The sequence below is a fragment of the Stutzerimonas sp. CXK-1 genome (genome assembly GCF_057738225.1).
Genome location: NZ_CM173217.1, coordinates 2,237,401 through 2,256,415, shown reverse-complemented (window position 1 = coordinate 2,256,415; position 19,015 = coordinate 2,237,401). Strand labels below are relative to the sequence as shown.

General features: G+C 64.6%; 14 protein-coding genes. 9 read left to right on the top strand and 5 right to left on the bottom strand.

Annotated elements, in window-relative coordinates:
* Positions 1 to 108: 108 nt before the first annotated feature.
* From AC0KXH_RS10515 to AC0KXH_RS10505, 3 genes are all read right to left on the bottom strand, one after another.
* Complete coding sequence (locus AC0KXH_RS10515; RefSeq protein WP_488223363.1) at positions 109 to 1,425, bottom strand: STAS-like domain-containing protein; 1,317 nt, start codon at positions 1,423 to 1,425, stop codon at positions 109 to 111.
* Positions 1,426 to 1,534: 109 nt separating this feature from the next.
* Positions 1,535 to 2,782 (bottom strand): ribonucleotide-diphosphate reductase subunit beta, encoded by a 1,248-nt coding sequence (locus tag AC0KXH_RS10510; protein ID WP_125850066.1) that lies wholly within the window; start codon positions 2,780 to 2,782, stop codon positions 1,535 to 1,537.
* A 413-nt stretch (positions 2,783 to 3,195) separates the two neighbouring features.
* Positions 3,196 to 6,078, bottom strand: a complete 2,883-nt coding sequence (locus AC0KXH_RS10505) for a ribonucleoside-diphosphate reductase subunit alpha (protein WP_224109966.1) — start codon at positions 6,076 to 6,078, stop codon at positions 3,196 to 3,198.
* Between the two features lie 705 nt (positions 6,079 to 6,783).
* On the opposite strand from AC0KXH_RS10505, the gene AC0KXH_RS10500 reads away from it, so the two are divergent.
* Together AC0KXH_RS10500 and AC0KXH_RS10495 are read left to right on the top strand one after the other, a co-directional pair.
* Positions 6,784 to 7,506 carry a winged helix-turn-helix domain-containing protein gene (locus AC0KXH_RS10500; RefSeq protein WP_041104690.1) on the top strand — a complete coding sequence of 241 codons (723 nt, stop codon included), beginning with the start codon at positions 6,784 to 6,786 and terminating at the stop codon, positions 7,504 to 7,506.
* Positions 7,507 to 7,516: 10 nt separating this feature from the next.
* The gene (locus tag AC0KXH_RS10495) at positions 7,517 to 9,136 is read left to right on the top strand and encodes an ATP-binding protein (protein ID WP_488223362.1); all 1,620 of its coding nucleotides are present in this window, start codon (positions 7,517 to 7,519) and stop codon (positions 9,134 to 9,136) included.
* Here AC0KXH_RS10495 and AC0KXH_RS10490 read toward each other — a convergent pair.
* Complete coding sequence (locus AC0KXH_RS10490; protein ID WP_488223361.1) at positions 9,133 to 9,849, bottom strand: 4'-phosphopantetheinyl transferase family protein; 717 nt, start codon at positions 9,847 to 9,849, stop codon at positions 9,133 to 9,135. The genes AC0KXH_RS10495 and AC0KXH_RS10490 overlap by 4 nt on opposite strands.
* A 140-nt stretch (positions 9,850 to 9,989) precedes the next feature.
* On the opposite strand from AC0KXH_RS10490, the gene pap reads away from it, so the two are divergent.
* Positions 9,990 to 11,483, top strand: coding sequence for a polyphosphate:AMP phosphotransferase (gene pap / locus AC0KXH_RS10485; protein WP_041104695.1), 1,494 nt, complete (start codon positions 9,990 to 9,992; stop codon positions 11,481 to 11,483).
* A 113-nt stretch (positions 11,484 to 11,596) separates the two neighbouring features.
* The gene (locus tag AC0KXH_RS10480) at positions 11,597 to 12,781 is read left to right on the top strand and encodes a thiolase family protein (protein WP_043220484.1); all 1,185 of its coding nucleotides are present in this window, start codon (positions 11,597 to 11,599) and stop codon (positions 12,779 to 12,781) included.
* Between the two features lie 215 nt (positions 12,782 to 12,996).
* Here the strand turns inward: AC0KXH_RS10480 and AC0KXH_RS10475 are convergent, their stop codons facing one another.
* Positions 12,997 to 14,391: a class II fumarate hydratase gene (locus AC0KXH_RS10475; protein WP_488223360.1), complete on the bottom strand. Its 1,395-nt coding sequence runs from the start codon at positions 14,389 to 14,391 to the stop codon at positions 12,997 to 12,999.
* A gap of 141 nt (positions 14,392 to 14,532) precedes the next feature.
* Here AC0KXH_RS10475 and AC0KXH_RS10470 point away from each other — a divergent pair, with 141 nt between their 5' ends.
* The 5 genes from AC0KXH_RS10470 (at position 14,533) to AC0KXH_RS10450 (ending at position 18,915) form a co-directional block, all read left to right on the top strand.
* Positions 14,533 to 15,039, top strand: a complete 507-nt coding sequence (locus AC0KXH_RS10470; RefSeq protein WP_061338888.1) for a DUF2059 domain-containing protein — start codon at positions 14,533 to 14,535, stop codon at positions 15,037 to 15,039.
* Positions 15,040 to 15,049: 10 nt separating this feature from the next.
* Complete coding sequence (locus AC0KXH_RS10465) at positions 15,050 to 15,346, top strand: BolA family protein (protein WP_041104699.1); 297 nt, start codon at positions 15,050 to 15,052, stop codon at positions 15,344 to 15,346.
* Between the two features lie 127 nt (positions 15,347 to 15,473).
* The gene (gene trhO, locus AC0KXH_RS10460; protein ID WP_043220477.1) at positions 15,474 to 16,409 is read left to right on the top strand and encodes an oxygen-dependent tRNA uridine(34) hydroxylase TrhO; all 936 of its coding nucleotides are present in this window, start codon (positions 15,474 to 15,476) and stop codon (positions 16,407 to 16,409) included.
* A 102-nt stretch (positions 16,410 to 16,511) separates the two neighbouring features.
* A complete protein-coding gene (locus AC0KXH_RS10455) occupies positions 16,512 to 17,144 on the top strand; it encodes a DsbA family protein (protein WP_224109959.1) in 633 nt (210 codons plus the stop codon).
* Entirely contained in the window at positions 17,137 to 18,915 is a 1,779-nt protein-coding gene (locus AC0KXH_RS10450) for an ABC transporter ATP-binding protein (protein ID WP_043220476.1), read from the top strand. Before AC0KXH_RS10455 ends, AC0KXH_RS10450 begins: the two co-directional genes overlap by 8 nt.
* Positions 18,916 to 19,015 lie beyond the last annotated feature (100 nt).

Here is a 19,015-nt window from a genome sequence, read left to right as displayed (position 1 = left end):
GCGCTTGATTGAAATAACAGTATCTACGTGGCCGCAACTCCGCGTAGGGTGGAAAACTCGCAAAGCGATTTTCCACCGAGCGGTATCCAGACTACCTCGTTGGAGGAGTCAATCGGTGTTCTCGTCCATGATGAAATCCAAAGTTTCTCTGATCTCTGCTGTCGCATTCGTTATTTTGATTTTCTTAAAAGCACTCATCCCGAGCGTCTTTATAGGGGATGCTGTAAGTGCGCTAAGGAAGCTGTGTGGGGCACTGGTGACTTTGTCAAAATCTAATATTATTGTCTTGCCTTCCTCGATGGCCTTAAATATGTATCTGTCCCTGTATTTTATCGCGGCTTCTTTGTCTTCCGCGTATGATCCAAAGAAGTTGTGAATGCTTATGTAGTACCGAGTTTTTTCTTCGCTTGTGTCGCCGGCTTTTAGCTCATTTTCTGCGGCGTCTCTAAACTCCTGCATTATTTTATGCAGGATGAAATTCGGGTTTTCATCGAGTCGCAATGTTACGAGTACGAGTGTTCCGGGCCATGCGTGCTTAAGAGTTCGGCCTGTTATGTCTCTCGGTGAGATATGAAGCAGTCCATCTCCGGAAATTATGTGCATGTTGGCATTCAGCTTTCTGATGATGCCGGTTGAAATATAAAGGCCGATGCCTGCATTATTTTTTTGTTTGTATGGGTCGGATTTACCAAATGTTCCTGAAACTTTAGGTTTGATCGCTAGTTTTATCGCTTCTTCGTGGGATTCTTGGCCTGGATAAGCCTGTTCAATGTGTTTTTTAATGCCTATTCCGTTGTCGGCAATGATAAAGTGTATCTCATTTGACTTTTGGTAGTAGGTAAACTGAATTATTGAAGGAATCCTTGTTTGCTTTCGGTTTATTTCCTCGAAGCAAAATCCATGCTCTAGTGTGTTGTATAGCAGCTCGCTTAAGACGTATCTTAGAGTATTGATGTATTCAATATTAAAGCCATTTGAAAATTTTTCTGCGGACTCAATTGCTTTTTTAAAGTCCTCGGTGGTTCTGATGGCAAGGAGAGGTTTGTAGTGGTGGCTTCTGAAGTTCTGCGAATTGTTCAAGAGTACAGGCATGAATCCTCTTGCTCCGATCGTCCTCCACATGGCACTTGCACCGATTTCACTGTCGCTTTCTATGAAGGAAACACGACAGCCCTGAGCCTTAAGTTTCCATGCGTAAAGAACAAGCAAGGATAGTGCTTGATAATTTGGGGTAGAGCAGGCGGATAGATCAATTTTCACCGGGCGGTTGTGAATATTCCAGTCGAAAAAACTAAGGAAATAATCGAAATCGAAAACGCCGTGCTCTCGAAAAGTGAATCTATTTGGAAGCTTTAGGGTTATCGTTTTTTCTTTTTGGATTTGGCGTTTTATTTTATGTAGTTGTTCTTTAATGCTTTCTGCCATGGGTCCTCCCCTAATAAAAAGCCCCGCATTGGCGGGGCTTCATTGTGATCGCTGCCCAAATATCCATTTCAGGTAAAGCGGTTTTCGTTTCGGCTGTCGCCGGCCGTTCTCAATCCCAGCTCAACGCCCCCCCCGTCTGATATTCAATCACCCGCGTCTCAAAGAAGTTCTTCTCCTTCTTCAGGTCCATGATCTCGCTCATCCACGGGAACGGGTTGGTAGTGCCCGGATACTCTTCCTTCAGCCCGATCTGCGTCAGACGGCGGTTGGCGATGAACTTGAGGTAGTCCTCCATCATTGCGGCGTTCATGCCGAGGACGCCACGGGGCATGGTGTCGCGGGCGTATTCGATTTCCAGCTGGGTGCCCTGGAGGATCATCTGGGTCGCTTCGTCCTTCATCTCGGCGTCCCACAGGTGCGGGTTCTCGATCTTGATCTGGTTGATCATGTCGATGCCGAAGTTCAGGTGCATGGACTCGTCACGCAGGATGTACTGGAACTGCTCGGCGGTGCCGGTCATCTTGTTGCGGCGGCCCATGGAGAGGATCTGGGTGAAGCCGCAATAGAAAAAGATGCCTTCGAGTACGCAGTAGTAGGCGATGAGGTTCTTCAGGAACTGCTTGTCGGTCTCCGGGGTGCCGGTCTGGAAGGTCGGGTCGGAGATGGAACGGGTGTACTTGAGGCCCCAGCTGGCCTTTTTCGCGACGCTCGGGATCTCGTGGTACATGTTGAAGATCTCGCCTTCGTCCATGCCCAGCGATTCGATGCAGTACTGGTAGGCGTGGGTGTGGATCGCCTCTTCGAAGGCCTGGCGCAGGATGTACTGGCGGCACTCGGGGTTGGTGATCAGGCGGTAGGTGGCCAGCACGAGGTTGTTGGCGACCAGGCTGTCGGCGGTGGAGAAGAAGCCGAGGTTGCGCTTGACGATGCGGCGCTCGTCTTCGCTGAGGCCGTCCTTGCTCTTCCACAGGGCAATGTCGGCGTTCATGTTCACTTCCTGCGGCATCCAGTGGTTGGCGCAACCATCCAGATACTTCTGCCAGGCCCAGTCGTACTTGAAGGGGACGAGCTGGTTGAGGTCGGCGCGGGCGTTGATCATGCGCTTCTCGTCGACGCGCACGCGGGCGGCTTCGCCTTCCAGTTCGTTGAGGCCTTCGCGCACGTCCAGCTCATCCAGCGCGCGCTTGGCGCGGGCGATGGCGTCGGAGTCGTCAGCGGCAACGGCGCGGGCTTCTTCCACGGAGCCGGCGGCTTCGTTGTCCAGCTTGGCGGCGGTCTGGCTTGCCGGCTGCGCGGCAGCGGTGGCCGGCGCGGCGGTGGTGGTGTCTTCTTCGTCGAATTCGTCCCAGCTCAGCATGTGCGATTGCTCCTGATCGGGGACCGGGGCTTGGCCGGTCGGATGTATTTGGGTGGCTTTTGGTTTGCACGCAAAAGCGGTGTCTGGTTTGGCCGAGGTAGGTCCGGCCTTTTGTATCGTCTGGTGGGGTTGCCCCTCACCCTAACCCTCTCCCCGGAGGGGCGAGGGGACTGGTTCGGTGTAGGCGTCTGGCTTGTTCGATCGGTAGCCACCGCGTTGGCTGTGGGCACCAGGCAAGCGAGAACAGGCCGTTCGCTTCGCTCTTAAAAAACCGCTCGGTGTGAGCGGGTTCCAGAGCGAGGTCGCGCTAGGCGCCCGACAGTCCGGAGCCCCGGAGCGTACGCATGTACGTGATGGGGGCCGGGCTGGCGGGCAACAACGCGCGGACCGCTCTGGGGGCCGCGACTTTTACGTTACTGGCAAGCTTCGCAGTCGGGGTTATCGATACTGCACGCCAGCGGCACCGGAGCCGGCTTCGGCTCGGCAGCCGGCGCGGCGCTGGCGGAATTCGCCGCCTCGCTGCCACCACTGGACACGGCGTTCAGCTTGCCGGTGTTGATGGTGGACTTCTCGGTGCTGGTCGCGGCCAGGGCACGGAGGTAGTAGGTGGTCTTCAGGCCACGGTACCAGGCCATGCGGTAGGTCACGTCGAGCTTCTTGCCCGAGGCGCCGGCGATGTAGAGGTTCAGCGACTGAGCCTGGTCGATCCACTTCTGGCGGCGGCTGGCGGCATCGACGATCCAGCGGGTTTCCACTTCGAAGGCGGTGGCGTACAGGTCCTTGAGGTCCTGCGGGATGCGCTCGATCTGCTGTACGGAGCCGTCGTAGTACTTGAGGTCGTTGACCATGACCGGGTCCCACAGGCCGCGGGCCTTGAGATCGTGGACCAGGTAGGGGTTGATCACGGTGAACTCGCCGGACAGGTTCGATTTGACGTAGAGGTTCTGGTACGTCGGCTCGATGGACTGCGACACGCCAACGATGTTGGAGATGGTCGCGGTCGGGGCGATGGCCATGATGTTCGAGTTGCGGATGCCTTTCTTCACGCGCTCGCGGATCGGGGCCCAGTCCAGCGATTCGGACAGGTCGACGTCGATGTACTTCTGGCCACGGGCCTCGATGAGGATCTGCTGGGAGTCCAGCGGCAGGATGCCCTTGGACCACAGCGAGCCGTCGAAGCTGGAATAGGCGCCACGCTCGTCGGCCAGGTCACAGGAGGCCTGGATGGCGTAGTAGCTGATGGCTTCCATGGACTTGTCGGCGAAGTCGATGGCGGCATCGGAACCGTAGGCGATGTGCTGCAGGTACAGGGCGTCCTGGAAACCCATGATGCCCAGGCCCACCGGGCGGTGCTTGAAGTTGGCGTTCTGCGCCTGCGGCACGCTGTAGTAGTTGATGTCGATGACGTTATCGAGCATGCGCACAGCGGTGCGCACGGTGCGCTCCAGCTTGGCCGAATCCAGCTTGCCGTCGACGATGTGGTTGACCAGGTTGATCGAGCCCAGGTTGCAGACGGCGATCTCGTCCTTGTTGGTGTTCAGGGTGATCTCGGTGCACAGGTTCGAGCTGTGCACCACGCCGACGTGCTGCTGCGGGCTGCGCAGGTTGCACGGGTCCTTGAAGGTCAGCCACGGGTGGCCGGTCTCGAACAGCATCGAGAGCATCTTGCGCCACAGGTCCTTGGCCGGCAGGGTCTTGAACAGCTTGATCTTGCCGTACTTGGTCAGCTCCTCGTAGTACTCGTAACGCTCCTCGAAGGCGCGGCCGGTGAGGTCGTGCAGGTCCGGTACGTCGGACGGGGAGAACAGGGTCCACTGGCCGTCGTCGAAGACGCGCTTCATGAACAGGTCCGGAATCCAGTTGGCGGTGTTCATGTCGTGGGTACGGCGACGGTCGTCACCGGTGTTCTTGCGCAGCTCGAGGAATTCCTCGATGTCCAGGTGCCAGGTTTCCAGATACGCGCAGACCGCGCCCTTGCGCTTGCCGCCCTGGTTGACCGCCACGGCGGTGTCGTTGACCACTTTCAGGAAGGGCACGACGCCCTGGGATTTGCCGTTGGTGCCCTTGATGTAGGCACCCAGCGCGCGCACCGGGGTCCAGTCGTTGCCCAGGCCGCCGGCGAACTTGGATAGCAGGGCGTTATCGCGGATGGCGTCGTAGATGCCGCCCAGGTCGTCCGGCACGGTGGTCAGGTAGCAGGAGGACAGCTGCGGACGCAGGGTGCCGGCGTTGAACAGGGTCGGCGTCGAAGCCATGTAGTCGAAGGAGGACAGCAGGTTGTAGAACTCGATGGCGCGCGCTTCTTTCTGCTCTTCCTCGATGGCCAGGCCCATGGCCACGCGCATGAAGAAGATCTGCGGCAGTTCGAAGCGAATGTCGTTCTTGTGGATGAAGTAGCGGTCGTACAGGGTCTGCAGGCCGAGGTAGGTGAACTGCTGGTCGCGCTCGTGGTTCAGCGCGGCGCCCAGCTTGGCCAGGTCGTAGCTCTTGAGCTTGGAATCGAGCAGCTCGAACTCGACGCCTTTCTCGATGTACGCCGGCAGGGCCTTGGCGTAGAGGTCGGCCATCTCGTGATGGGTGGCGCTTTCGGCAACGCCGAGGAAGCCCAGGGCTTCGGCACGCAGGGTGTCCATCAGCAGGCGCGCGGTGACCTGGCTGTAGTTCGGCTCACGCTCGACCAGGGTGCGGGCGGTCATCACCAGGGCAGTGTTGACGTCCTTCTCGGCCACGCCGTCGTAGAGGTTCTTCAGGGTCTCGCGCTCGATCAGCGCGCCATCGACTTCGGCCAGGCCTTCGCAGGCCTCCGTGATGATGGTCTGCAGGCGGCCCATGTCCAGCGGCTGCTGGCTGCCATCGGCGCGGGTGACGCGGATGCTCGGGTGCGGCTGGGCGATGTCGCTGCTGTCGCTGGCGCTCTTGCGCTTGGCGGCCTGGGCTTCGCGATAGATCACGTAGTCACGCGCGACCTTTTGCTCGCCGGCGCGCATCAGGGCCAGTTCGACCTGGTCCTGGATTTCCTCGATGTGGATGGTGCCACCGGAGGGCATGCGACGACGGAAGGTGGCGGTGACCTGCTCGGTCAGGCGCGCAACGGTGTCATGGATGCGCGAGGAAGCGGCAGCGTTGCCGCCTTCCACTGCGAGAAAGGCCTTGGTGATGGCAACGGTGATCTTGTCGTCGGTGTAGGGGACGACGGTGCCGTTGCGCTTGATCACGCGCAGCTGGCCCGGTGCGGTGGCGGTCAGATCGGGAGCGTCGGCCGACAGCGGGTTCTCGCGAGTGGATGAGTTCTGCATGGGGTCTCCGGCTTTGTCTTGAACGTCGGTATTCGAGTTTGGGCACGCGCGCTCGCGCGGGCTCGGGTCGGTATTGCATTAACCATGCCCTGGCACGCCGGGCACGGGTGAAACGAAAAAAGGCCCTCGCGGCGCAGTCGGCCGGCGGCGAAAGTCTGGGGAAGAATAGCCAGGCTTGTCTGGCTGTCAACACAATATGTTGTGTTGTTGGTCGGCCCTGTGCACCAGTGCTACTTCCTCTGGCCGCGACCGCGGCGTGATCGCGTCGGGCTCGGCGTGGCGGCGTAGCGCGGCTTCGGAACGGTGCCGCCGGAGTACTCGCCTGAGCGATTCCGGTGCAACGGGTGGCCGTTTTATTCGAGTGCGAGGAACCCAACATCTGGGGGGCGCTCGCGAGGGGCGCCACAATAATCGGGGTGCCGGGCAGATGCAAGCCAGGTCGGCCTGAACAAGCTGTGGATAACGTGTGGGTGGTATGTGGGTGATTGGCGAAGGCCATCGGCAATGCCAGACGGGGTCTGGCGTTGCGTGCGTGGCGACGAAATGCGCGCCATTTCAGTGCCTTCCGGAGCGCTCGAACGGCAAAAAGGCAAACACTATATGTTGTGTTTATTGCAAGTGCTTTTCGCCCCCTGCTGCGCGGCGTGGCGTTGAGTACAATGCCCGACGCGTTGACTGGCGCCGACCGGCAGTGAGGAGGCAAGGATGGAGCAACAAGCGTGGCGCATCCTGATCGTCGAGGACGATCAGCGGTTGGCCGAACTGACCCGCGAATACCTGCTGGGGCAGGGCGGTTTCGAGGTCGGCATCGAGACCGACGGCGCGCGGGCAGTCGAACGCATCGTTGCCGAGCAGCCCGATCTGGTCGTGCTCGACGTGATGCTGCCGGGTGAGGACGGCATGGCCATCTGTCGGCGCGCACGCGAGCGCTACGACGGCCCGATCCTCATGCTCACCGCGCGCTCGGACGAGCTCGACCAGGTGCTCGGCCTGGAGACCGGCGCCGACGACTACGTCTGCAAGCCCGTGCGACCACGCCTGCTGCTGGCGCGCATCCGGGCCTTGCTGCGCCGGCGCGAAGGCACCGAGCCGCCGGTAGGCGCGGCCAAGCGCCTGTCATTCGGCCCGCTGCTGATCGATAACGCGTTGCGCGAGGCCTGGCTGCGCGAGCGGCCGATCGAACTGACCGCGGCGGAGTTCGACCTGCTCTGGCTGCTGACCGCCAACGCTGGGCGCATCCTCTCGCGCGAGGAGATCTTCGCCGAGCTGCGCGGTATCGAGTACGACGGCCAGGACCGTTCCATCGACGTGCGCATTTCGCGCATCCGCCCGAAGATCGGTGACGACCCCGAGCATCCGCGGCTGATCAAGACCGTGCGCGGCAAGGGCTATCTGTTCGTCGCCGAAGCCGCCGCTGCGATGGCCTAGGTCCGCCTTCGTGAACGCCATCTTCCTGCGCATCTACGGCGGCGTGCTCGCCGTGCTGGTGCTGGTGGCGGTGCTGGGCGCGGGCGGCCTGCAGTTGCTCAACCAGCAGCGTGCCGACAGTTATCGCGAGCGCCTGGCGGCCGGCACCTTCCGCCTGATGGCCTACAACATGAGCAGCATGACGCCGGTCGAGCGCCGCCAGGCGGCCAACCTCTGGGGGCGGCTGCTGGGCATTCCGCTGCGCGTGCGCACGCTTGAAGACGTCAGCCTCGAGCGCAGCCTGGAAACACGCCTGCTGCGTGGCCAGGTGCTGGTCGAGCAGACCCGGCCCAATCGCGTCACGGTCTACAGCCTGGTCAGCGAGCCTGCCGGGCTGGTGCTGACCGGCGAGGTCGAGCAGGTCAGCGAGCAACTCGCACGCGCCACCGTTTATCTGTTGATCGACGAGCTGATCCGCTACCCCGAGGATCTCCAGCCGCAGCAGCTGGCGCGGCTCAAGTCGCGCCATGGCTTCGGCTACGACCTGACGCTGGTGACTCGCGACAGCGCCAATCTCGACGACGACCAGCGCCGGCGCCTCGACGAGGGCGACACGGTGATGGCGCTCGGCCGGGGGGGCGACACCATCCACGTCTTCGCCGCGGTGGCCGGCACGCGCTGGATTCTGCATCTCGGGCCGCTGTTTCCGATGAATCCCTACCCGGCGCACCTGCTGCTGGGCATCGGCTTGCTCGGGCTGACGCTGATCGGGCTGACCGTGTACGTGCTCGTGCGGCGTCTGGAATTTCGCCTCAGTGCGCTGGAGGGCGCGGCGACGCAGATCGCCGCCGGCGACCTGCAGGCGCGTGTGCCGGACGCCGGCCACGATGCGGTGGGGCGGCTGGCGGCGGCATTCAACGGCATGGCGTGCCAGTTGCAGCGCCTGCTCGCGGTGCAGCGCGAGATGACCAGCGGCGTGGCCCATGAGCTGCGCACGCCGGTGGCGCGCCTGCGCTTCGGCCTGGAGATGGCCGAGCAGGCCCAGGAGGCGGACGCGCGCGGCAAGTATCTGGCCGGCATGGACCGTGACATCGACGACCTCGATCGGCTGGTCGACGAGATGCTCGTGTATTCACGCCTCGAGCAGGGCGCGCCGATGCTGCGCATGCAGGCGGTGGACCTGGCGCTGCTGGTCGACCAGGTGATCGAGGCGCTCGCGCCGCTGCGTCCCGAGATCGAAATGCGCCGCGTCGACTGCCGCCCGGCAGCCGATGGCAGCGTCTGGGCCGAGGCCGAGCCACATTACCTGCGCCGCGCGCTGACCAACCTGGTCAGCAATGCCATGCGCTACGCCGAGCGCCGCGTGCTGGTGGGGTTTTCCCTTGATGAGGGGCTTGCCCGGCTCGAGGTGCAGGATGACGGGCCAGGCGTGCCGGAGGCGGACCGCGAGCGGGTGTTCGAGCCCTTCCTGCGGCTGGACGACAGCCGCACGCGGGCTTCCGGTGGGCATGGCCTGGGCTTGTCGATCGTGCGGCGCATTCTCTATTGGCACGGCGGGCGGGCGCAGCTGGGCGTCAGCGAACTCGGCGGTGCGCGCTTCAGCCTGGTGTGGCCGCGGACTGCCGGTAGCGAGCGGGTGGCGCGCAGCTAGGCCGGCACGCTGACCAGGCTGAGCAGGTAACCGTCAAACTCGCAGAACTGGCCGTTCAGCTCGCTGCCGCGCGACCAGCCGCCGGGCAGGTCGATCAGCAGGCGCAGCCGAGCGAGCCCTTCGTCGCTGTGCACCAGCTCGGCATCGTGGAAATAGAAGCGCGTGCGCACCAGCGGGTAGAGCGCCTTGAACAGGCTCTCCTTGAGCGAGAAGGTCTGGGTGACCCGCGCACTGCGCGCGGCCTCGTCGAGGGCTTCGTAGCCGTCGAACTCGCCGGGCGTGAGGATTTCACCGGCCAGGCGGTCGGCACGCTCGGCCGGGATCAGCGTTTCCACATCGAGCCCGAGGCCGCGCCAGTGCGTTTCGGGCCCGACCACCGCCGACGCCCAGCCACCACCATGGGTGATCGAGCCGACCACGCCGGCCGGCCAGATCGGCGCGCGATCCTCGCCCACCTGCGGCACGCCCGCGGTGCCGGTCAGGCACCTGAGCGCCTCGCGCGCACAGGCCCGGCCGGCGAGAAACTCGCTCTGCCGCTTGGCCACGCCGCGCACCGGCGGCAGCTGGCAGCGGGCGAAATCGTCCGGATCGAAACGGCTGGGATCGAAGCGGGTGCTGAGCAGCCTGGCCCGGGCCAGCGGTTGCGGCAATGGCCAATGGTCTTGCAGAGGCGCGCAGCAGCGCGGCAGATCGCTGGAATTCATGTGCGGCATTGTGCCTCAAAAGCCTGCCTGGCCGCCTCCGCGAGGCGCACGCCATCGAGACGGGCCTTCGCCCGCTGCCGGCCGGCCTCTCGCCGCGCGCGGCGCCGGCCTGCTAGGGTTGCGCTCATTGCCCATTGCTGGAGACACCGATGTTCGAATCCGCGGAAATCGGCCATGCCGTCGACAAGGCCACCTACGATGCCGAAGTGCCGGCACTGCGCGAGGCGTTGCTGCAGGCCCAGTATCGGCTGCGCAGCGAAGCGCGCTTTCCGGTGCTGATCCTCATCAACGGCATCGAGGGCGCGGGCAAGGGTGAAACCATCAAGCTGCTCAGCGAGTGGATGGACCCGCGGCTGATCCGCGTCGAGAGCTTCGACACCCCAAGCGACGAGGAACTGGCCCATCCGGCCGCGTGGCGCTACTGGCGCCGCCTGCCGCCCAAGGGCACCACCGGGATTTTCTTCGGCAACTGGTACAGCAAGATGCTGCAGGACCGGGTCAACAAACGGATCAAGGGCGCGGACCTGGCCTTGCAGACGCTCAAGGCGCAGCGCCTGGAACGCATGCTCTGCGACGAGGGCGTGTTGATCTTCAAGTTCTGGTTCCACCTGTCCAAGGCGCAGATGAAGGCGCGCCTGGACTCGCTGAAGAACGACCCGCTGCACAGCTGGCGCATCAGCCCGCTGGACTGGCAGCAGTCCAAGACCTACGACCGCTTCGTGCGCTACGCCGAAACCATACTGCGCCGCAGCAGCCGTGACTTCGCCCCCTGGTACATCATCGAGGGCGCCGACGAGCGCTATCGCAGCCTGGCGGTCGGGCGCATCCTGCTGCGCGGGCTGCAGGCCGCGCTGGATGCCACCGAGCAGCCGCCGGCACCGGCGCAGCCGCACACCGCGCCGCTGGTCGCCGACATCGAGCGACTGAGCCTGCTCGACAGCCTCGACCTGACGCAAAAGCTCGACAAGGACAGCTACCAGCAGCAGCTGATCGAGGAGCAGGCCCGGCTGTCGCGTCTGCTGCGCGACCGGCGCCTGCGCAAGCGCGGCGTGCTGGCGCTGTTCGAGGGCCATGACGCGGCGGGCAAGGGCAGCGCCATCCGGCGCATCACCGGCGCGCTCGATCCACGCTTGTACCGCACCATCCAGATCGCCGCGCCAACCGAGGAGGAGCGCGCGCAGCCATGGCTGTGGCGCTTCTGGCGCAACGTGCCCGAGCGCGGCAAGTTCACCATCTTCGATCGCTCCTGGTACGGCCGCGTGCTGGTCGAGCGGGTCGAGGGCTTCTGCTCGCCGGACGACTGGCTGCGCGCCTACAGCGAGATCAACGACTTCGAGGAGCACCTGACCGACGCCGGCATCGTGCTGGTCAAGTTCTGGCTGTCGATCGACAAGCAGACCCAGCTCAAGCGCTTCAAGGAGCGCGAGGACACGCCGTTCAAGCGCTTCAAGATCACCGAGGAAGACTGGCGCAACCGCGAGCGCTGGGATGATTACGCCAGTGCGGTGGCGGACATGGTCGACCGTACCAGTACCGAGATCGCGCCGTGGACGCTGGTCGAGGCCAACGACAAGCGCTTCGCCCGGGTGAAGGTATTGCGCACGCTCAACGAGGCGCTGGAGGCGGCGATCGCCGAGAAATGACGCCCGCCGCGGCAGGCGATGGGCGTGCATACGCTCGCTGAATGGTCGTCGCCAGTGCGAAGCGAGCGCCACTATGCTCGGGTCATCTCCAACAACAAGATCCGAGGTGAACCATGCGCGAAGTGGTAATCGTCGACAGCGTCCGGACCGGCCTGGCCAAGTCCTTTCGCGGCAAGTTCAACATGACCCGCCCCGATGACATGGCGGCCCATTGCGTCGACGCGCTGCTCTCGCGCAACGACCTCGACCCGGCACTGGTGGACGACTGCATCGTTGGCGCCGGTTCCAACGAGGGCGCGCAGGGCTACAACATCGGCCGCAACGTGGCGGTGCTTTCGCGCCTGGGCGTGCAGTGCGCCGGCATGACGCTCAACCGCTTCTGCTCGTCCGGCCTGCAGGCGATCGCCATCGCGGCGAACCAGATCGCCTCCGGCTGCAGTGACGTGATCGTCGCCGGCGGGGTGGAATCGATCACCCTGACGGCCAAGAGCAAGAACACCGATCACCTCTACAACCCGGTCATCCAGCAGCAGGTGCCGGGCATCTATCACAGCATGGGGCAGACCGCCGAGACCGTCGCGCGGCGTTACAACGTGAGCCGCGAGCAGCAGGATCTCTATGCCCTGCAAAGCCAGCAGCGCACCGCGCGCGCGCAGGCCGAAGGGCTGTTCGCCGACGAGATCGTGCCGATGTCGGTGCGCTATTTCACCGAGGACAAGGCGACGGGCGCCCGGACCGAGCACGAGGGTGTGGTCGACCGCGACGACTGCAACCGCCCGGATACCACGCTCGAAGGCCTGGCCTCGCTCAAGCCGGCCTTTGCCGAGGACGGTTCGGTCACCGCCGGTAACGCTTCGCAGCTCTCCGACGGCGCCTCGATGACGCTGGTGATGAGCCTGGAAAAGGCCATCGCGCTGGGGCTCAAGCCACGAGCCTTCTTCCGCGGCTTCACCGTCGCCGGCTGCGAGCCGGACGAAATGGGCATCGGCCCGGTGTTTTCGGTGCCGCGCCTGCTCAAGGCCAAGGGGTTGTCGGTCGAGGATATCGACCTCTGGGAACTCAATGAGGCCTTCGCCTCGCAATGCCTGTACTGCCGCGACCGGCTGGGTATCGACAACGAAAAGTACAACGTCAACGGTGGTTCGATCGCCATTGGCCACCCGTTCGGCATGACCGGCTCGCGTACCACCGGGCACCTGATCCGCGAATTGCAGCGACGCAACCTGCGCTACGGGGTCGTGACCATGTGCGTGGGCGGCGGCATGGGTGCGTCGGGCCTGTTCGAAGCGGTGCGCTGAGAGGACAGGCAGGCGGCCCTGCCAGGCGGTGGATGGCTGCGGCCATCCACCCTACGGGCGGAGGATGCGTAGGGTGGATAACCGCGAAGCGTTATCCACCGTCCGGCTCATCGCAGCCTCGTGGGGTGGGCTTCAGCCCACCTTTTTCCTGAGCGCAAGGGCAGGCGACCCCGCCAGGCGGTGGATGGCTGCGGCCATCCACCCTACGCCGCCGCTCAGCCCTGCTGGCCGGATTCGAGCATGCTTTCCGGGCGTACCCACTGGTCGAATTCTTCGTCGCTGAGGTAACCCAGCTCCAGCGCGGCCTCGCGCAGGGTCTTGTTCTCCGCATAGGCCTTCTTGGCGATCTGCGCGGCCTTGTCATAGCCGATGTGCGGATTCAGCGCCGTCACCAGCATCAGCCCGCGCTCCAGATGCTCGCCCATACGCCCGGCATCCGGCTCCAGACCGGCCACGCAATGGGTGTTGAAGTTGCGACAACCGTCGGCGAGCAGACGGATCGACTGCAGCAGGTTGTGGATGATCACCGGCTTGAACACGTTGAGCTGCAGATGGCCCTGGCTCGCGGCGAAGCCGATGGTCATGTCGTTGCCCATGACCTGGCAGGCGAGCATCGACAACGCTTCGCACTGGGTCGGGTTGACCTTGCCCGGCATGATCGAGCTGCCGGGTTCGTTGGCCGGCAGCCGGACTTCGGCGAAGCCGCCGCGCGGGCCGGAACCGAGCAGGCGCAGGTCGTTGGCGAGCTTCATCAGCGCCACGGCCAGGGTCTTCAGCGAACCCGACAGGGCGACCAGCGGCTCGTGACCGGACAGCGCCGCGAATTTGTTCGGTGCCGAGACGAACGGCAGGCCGGACAGCGCTGCCAGCTCGGCGGCGACCGCTTCGGCAAAACCATGCGGCGCATTCAGCCCGGTGCCGACCGCGGTGCCGCCCTGGGCCAGTTCGTAGACCGCCGGTAGCGCATTGCGGATCGCCTGCTCGGCGATGTCTAGCTGCGCGACGAAGGCCGAGAGTTCCTGGCCGAAGGTGATGGGTGTGGCATCCATCATGTGGGTGCGCCCGGTCTTGACCAGCTTGCCGTGGCGGGCGGCCTGTTCGGCGAGCCCGCCGGAGAGTTCCGCGATCGCCGGCAGCAGGTCCTGTTGCACCGCCTTGGCTGCGGCGATGTGCATCGCGGTCGGGAAGCAGTCGTTGGAACTCTGCGCGCGGTTGACGTGATCGTTCGGGTGCACCGGGCTCTTGCCGCCGCGTGTGCCGCCGGCCAGCTCGTTGGCGCGGCCGGCGATCACCTCGTTGACGTTCATGTTCGATTGGGTGCCGCTACCGGTCTGCCAGACCACCAGCGGAAACTGGTCGTCATGCTGGCCGTCGAGAATCTCGTCGGCGGCCTGTTCGATCAGGCGCGCCACATCCGGTGGCAGGTCGCCGATCCGGTTGTTCACCCGTGCCGAGGCCTTCTTGATCAGAGCCAGCGCGTGCACCACGGCCAGCGGCATGCGCTGATCGCCGATGGCGAAGTTGCCCAGTGAACGCTGTGTCTGCGCGCCCCAGTAGGCGGCCTCCGGTACCTGCACTTCGCCCAGGCTGTCGGTTTCGATGCGAGTCATGCCGTGCTCCATTGCGTACGAGTCCAGTATAGGCCGCGCCCGGACGGGGCCGGTTCCCCGCCGGTGCCTTGTGGGCATTGGAACTCCGGGCGCAGAATGTGTCCATTCAGGGCTGACTATCGCCCTTCGAAGGAAAAACCAATGCCCAAGATTTCCACCCTCGGCTGCTGCGGCGCGCTGCTGCTCGCCCTGGCGAGCGGCTCTGTCGCGGCCGACCAGGCCAGCCATGCGGCCAAGGCCGAAGCTTTCCTGCAACTGGCCAAGGCCGACCGTCTGGCTGTACCGGTCTACGCCCAGGTGCAGCAGATGTTCGCCCAGCGCTTCGCCGAAGCGAAGGCCCCGCAGGACAAGCGCGCCATGCTCGAGCGCTACCAGGCCAAGGCCAATGCTGCGCTGGATCAGGCCATCGGCTGGGAAAAGCTCGAGCCCGAACTGGTCGCGCTCTACACCGAACAGTTCACCGAACAGGAGCTGGCCGGGCTGATCGATTTCTACCGTTCACCGCTGGGCCGCAAGATGCTCGGCAAGCTGCCGGAGCTCAACGCGCGTTCGGCGCAACTGACCCAGGCGCGCCTGCAGACGGCAGTGCCCGAAGTGAACAAGCTGCTGGCCGACATGACGGCCGAACTCGAACCCGAGAAGAACTGACGGAACCCGCATGAGCAAACTGGACAACATCAAGGTCGCCCTGCAAACGCTGCAACCCGAATACCTGCAGGTCATCGACGAGAGCCACATGCACAGCCGTGGCCAGGAAACCCACTACAAGGCCGTGATCGTCAGCGAGGCGTTTGCCGGGCTGAATGCGGTCAAGCGCCATCAGAAGGCCTACGGCGCCATGGGCGAGCTGATGCAGCAGGTCCATGCGCTGGCGTTGCATACCTACACGCCCGCCGAATGGGCCGAGCAGGGTAGCGCGCCGGCGTCGCCGGTGTGCGCCGGCGGGCACAAGTGAGGCGCCGCCCGGCGCCTGCCTGGCCAGGGTCGTTCTGCTAGAATCCGCCTCCCGCGCCGGCTGTTGCCGGCGCTTCTGTTTCACCACCCCGGTACGCCCTTTGCGCGGGCGGCCACTGGAGGACCTCTTGAAAGAACCCATCGTCGTGGCGGCGCTGTACAAGTTCGTCGGCCTGCCGGACTACGTCGAGCTGCGCCAGCCGTTGCTCGACACCTTGCTGGCGAACGATATCAGGGGCACGCTGCTGCTCGCCGAGGAAGGCATCAACGGCACCGTCTCCGGCACGCGCCAGGGCATCGACCGGCTGCTCGCCTGGCTGCGCAACGACCCGCGCCTGGCCGACGTCGACCACAAGGAGTCGTACTGCGACGAGCAGCCGTTCTACCGCACGAAGGTCAAGCTGAAGAAAGAGATCGTCACCCTCGGCGTGCCGGGCGTGGACCCGAACCGGCGGGTCGGCACCTATGTCGAGCCGCGCGACTGGAACGCGCTGATCGACGATCCCGAGGTGCTGGTCATCGACACGCGCAACGACTACGAAGTCGCGATCGGCAGCTTCGAGGGCGCGGTCGACCCCAAGACCCGCTCGTTCCGTGAATTCCCCGACTATATAAAGGCGCATTTCGACCCGACCCGGCACAAGAAGGTGGCGATGTTCTGCACCGGCGGCATTCGCTGCGAAAAGGCCTCCAGCTACATGCTCGGCGAAGGCTTCGAGGAGGTCTTTCATCTGAAGGGCGGCATCCTCAAGTACCTCGAGCAAGTGCCGCAGGGCGAAAGCCGCTGGCGCGGCGACTGCTTCGTCTTCGACAACCGGGTTACCGTGCGCCACGACCTCTCCGAGGGTGAGTTCGAGCTCTGCCACGCTTGCCGCATGCCGGTGTCGGCCGAAGACCGGGCCTCGGCGCATTTCGTTGCCGGCGTCAGTTGCCCGCATTGCTGGGACCAGCTGCCGGAGAAGACCCGTGCCAGCGCCCGCGAGCGACAGAAGCAGATCGAACTGGCGCGCGAGCGCCACCAGCCGCACCCGATCGGCCGCGACCCGCGGCGCCACGACGCATGAGCCTAGCGCGACAGGGCCGCGGCGATTGAGGCAGGCTGAGCAGAACAGGCGAACCAAGGGCGCGCGCCGTGTGCCCAATGCAGTAATCGGCACGGAGTGAGCATGAGCGCCCGACTGATCTATGTGATGGACCCGATGTGCTCCTGGTGCTGGGGCTTCGCACCGGTCATGCAGGCGCTGGCCGAACAGGCCGCCAACCGCGGCGTGGGGCTGCACCTGGTGGTCGGTGGGCTGCGCCGCGAACGCACGCCGATGGACGAAGCCGGGCGGCGCCGCACGCTGGCTTACTGGCAGGCCGTGCACGAGGCCAGCGGCCAGCCGTTCGATTTCGCCGCCGGGCTGCCCGAGGGGCTGGTTTACGACACCGAGCCGGCCTGCCGGGCCCTGGTCGCAGCGCGACAGCTCGAGGCCGAATGCGCCTGGCCGCTGGCCCTGCTGATCCAGCAGGCGTTTTACACCCGCAGCGAAGACGTCACCCAGCCCGCACGGCTGGTCGAACTGGCCGAGCGCACGGGCCTTGCGCGCGACGCCTTCGCCGAGTGCTTCGATGCCGGCGCGACACGCGAAGCCACTGCTGCCGATTTCGCCTGGGCCGGGAACCTCGGCATCGCCGGCTTCCCTACCGTACTGGCCGAGCGTGACGGCCAACTGGCCTTGCTGACCAATGGCTATCAGCCACTGGCGGCGTTGGCGCCGTTGCTGGCGCGCTGGCTGGAGCGTGGTGCGCATGGCTGATCAGCTGAGCTGGGCGGAGATCCGCCGCCTCGCCTTGCGCCACCGCAAGGCACTGCTGCTGGCCAACCTGGTCGCGGTGCTGGCCACCCTGTGCAGCGTGCCGATCCCCTTGCTGCTGCCCCTGCTGGTCGACGAGGTGCTGCTGGGGCAGGGCGATGCGGCGCTGCGGGTGATGGACAACTTCCTGCCGCAGGGCTGGCAGACCGCCGTCGGCTACATCGGCCTGATGCTGGCGCTCACGCTGCTTCTGCGCGGCTCGTCGCTGGTGCTCAATGTGCTGCAGGCGCGGTTGTTCGCCCGGTTGTCGAAGGACGTCGTCTATCGCCTGCGGGTGCGGTTGATCGAGCGCCTCAAGCGCATATCGCTGGCCGAGTACGAGAGCCTTGGCGGCGGCACCGTGGCGGCGCATCTGGTGACCGACCTGGACACCATCGACAAGTTTCTCGGCGAGACCCTGAGTCGGCTGTTGGTCGCGCTGCTCTCGATCGTCGGCACGGCGGCGATTCTGGTCTGGATGCACTGGCAGCTGGCGCTGCTGATCCTGCTGTTCAACCCGCTGGTGATCTACGCCACGGTGCAGCTGGGCAAGCGCGTCAAGCACCTGAAGAAGCTGGAGAACGACAGCACGTCGCGCTTCACCCAGGCGCTGACCGAAACCCTCGACGCCATCCAGGAAGTGCGCGCGGGCAACCGCCAGGGCTTCTTTCTCGGTCGGCTCGGGCTCAAGGCTCGGGAAGTGCGTGACTACGCGGTGGCCTCGCAATGGAAGACCGACGCCTCGAACCGCGCCAGCGGCCTGCTGTTCCAGTTCGGCATCGACGTGTTCCGCGCGGCGGCGATGCTCACCGTGCTGTTCTCCGACCTGACCATTGGCCAGATGCTCGCCGTGTTCAGCTACCTGTGGTTCATGATCGGCCCGGTGGAGCAGCTGCTCAGCCTGCAATACGCCTATTACGCCGCCGGCGGCGCGTTGAGCCGGATCAACCAGCTGCTCGCGCGCGCCGACGAGCCGCAGTACGGCACGACGCACGATCCGTTCGCCGGCCACCAGACCGTCGACATCGAGGTCCGCGGCCTGCGCTTTTCCTACCAGGAGGAGCCGGTGCTCGAAGGGCTGGACCTTTCCATCGCCGCCGGCGAGAAGGTCGCCATCGTCGGGGCCAGCGGCGGTGGCAAGAGTACCCTGGTGCAGCTCCTGCTCGGGCTGTATCGGCCGCAGGCCGGCGAGATTCGCTTCGGTGGCGTGCGCCTGGAAGACATCGGCCTGCCGTTGGTGCGTGACAACGTGGCGGTGGTGCTGCAGCACCCGGCGCTGTTCAACGATACGGTGCGCGCCAACCTCTGCATGGGCCGCGAGCGCGATGACGCGGCCTGCTGGCAGGCGCTGGAGATCGCGCAGCTGGCCGACACCGTGCGCCAGCTGCCGCACGGCCTGGACAGCATCGTCGGGCGTTCCGGTGTGCGTTTGTCCGGTGGCCAGCGCCAGCGCCTGGCCGTGGCGCGCATGGTGCTGGCCGAACCCAAGGTGGTGATCCTCGACGAGGCCACCTCGGCCCTCGATGCGGCGACCGAATATGCGCTGCACCAGCAGCTGGCGAACTTCCTCCGGGGCCGCACGACGCTGATCATCGCCCACCGCCTGTCGGCGGTTAAGCAGGCCGACCGGGTGCTGGTATTCGATGGCGGGCGCATCGCCGAGCAGGGCGATCACCAACAGCTGATCGCCGAAGGCGGGCTCTACGCCCGGCTGTACGGGCACCTGCAGCACTAGCACGGCGGTACCCCGCGCGCCGCCGGATGAGTGGCGCCGGAAAATCCTGCCTTTTCGCTCAACTATTGATGAGGGCTGCCGACTGTAAGCTGGATTGCTT

Coding starts and splice junctions, on each gene's coding strand:
- AC0KXH_RS10480 (WP_043220484.1), top strand. CDS start 11,597: ATGCGCGAAGTGGTAATCGTCGACAGCGTCCGGACCGGCCTGGCCAAG.
- AC0KXH_RS10475 (WP_488223360.1), bottom strand. CDS start 14,391: ATGACTCGCATCGAAACCGACAGCCTGGGCGAAGTGCAGGTACCGGAG.
- AC0KXH_RS10450 (WP_043220476.1), top strand. CDS start 17,137: ATGGCTGATCAGCTGAGCTGGGCGGAGATCCGCCGCCTCGCCTTGCGC.
- AC0KXH_RS10515 (WP_488223363.1), bottom strand. CDS start 1,425: ATGGCAGAAAGCATTAAAGAACAACTACATAAAATAAAACGCCAAATC.
- AC0KXH_RS10455 (WP_224109959.1), top strand. CDS start 16,512: ATGAGCGCCCGACTGATCTATGTGATGGACCCGATGTGCTCCTGGTGC.
- AC0KXH_RS10465 (WP_041104699.1), top strand. CDS start 15,050: ATGAGCAAACTGGACAACATCAAGGTCGCCCTGCAAACGCTGCAACCC.
- pap (WP_041104695.1), top strand. CDS start 9,990: ATGTTCGAATCCGCGGAAATCGGCCATGCCGTCGACAAGGCCACCTAC.
- AC0KXH_RS10510 (WP_125850066.1), bottom strand. CDS start 2,782: ATGCTGAGCTGGGACGAATTCGACGAAGAAGACACCACCACCGCCGCG.
- AC0KXH_RS10505 (WP_224109966.1), bottom strand. CDS start 6,078: ATGCAGAACTCATCCACTCGCGAGAACCCGCTGTCGGCCGACGCTCCC.
- AC0KXH_RS10500 (WP_041104690.1), top strand. CDS start 6,784: ATGGAGCAACAAGCGTGGCGCATCCTGATCGTCGAGGACGATCAGCGG.
- AC0KXH_RS10470 (WP_061338888.1), top strand. CDS start 14,533: ATGCCCAAGATTTCCACCCTCGGCTGCTGCGGCGCGCTGCTGCTCGCC.
- AC0KXH_RS10490 (WP_488223361.1), bottom strand. CDS start 9,849: ATGCCGCACATGAATTCCAGCGATCTGCCGCGCTGCTGCGCGCCTCTG.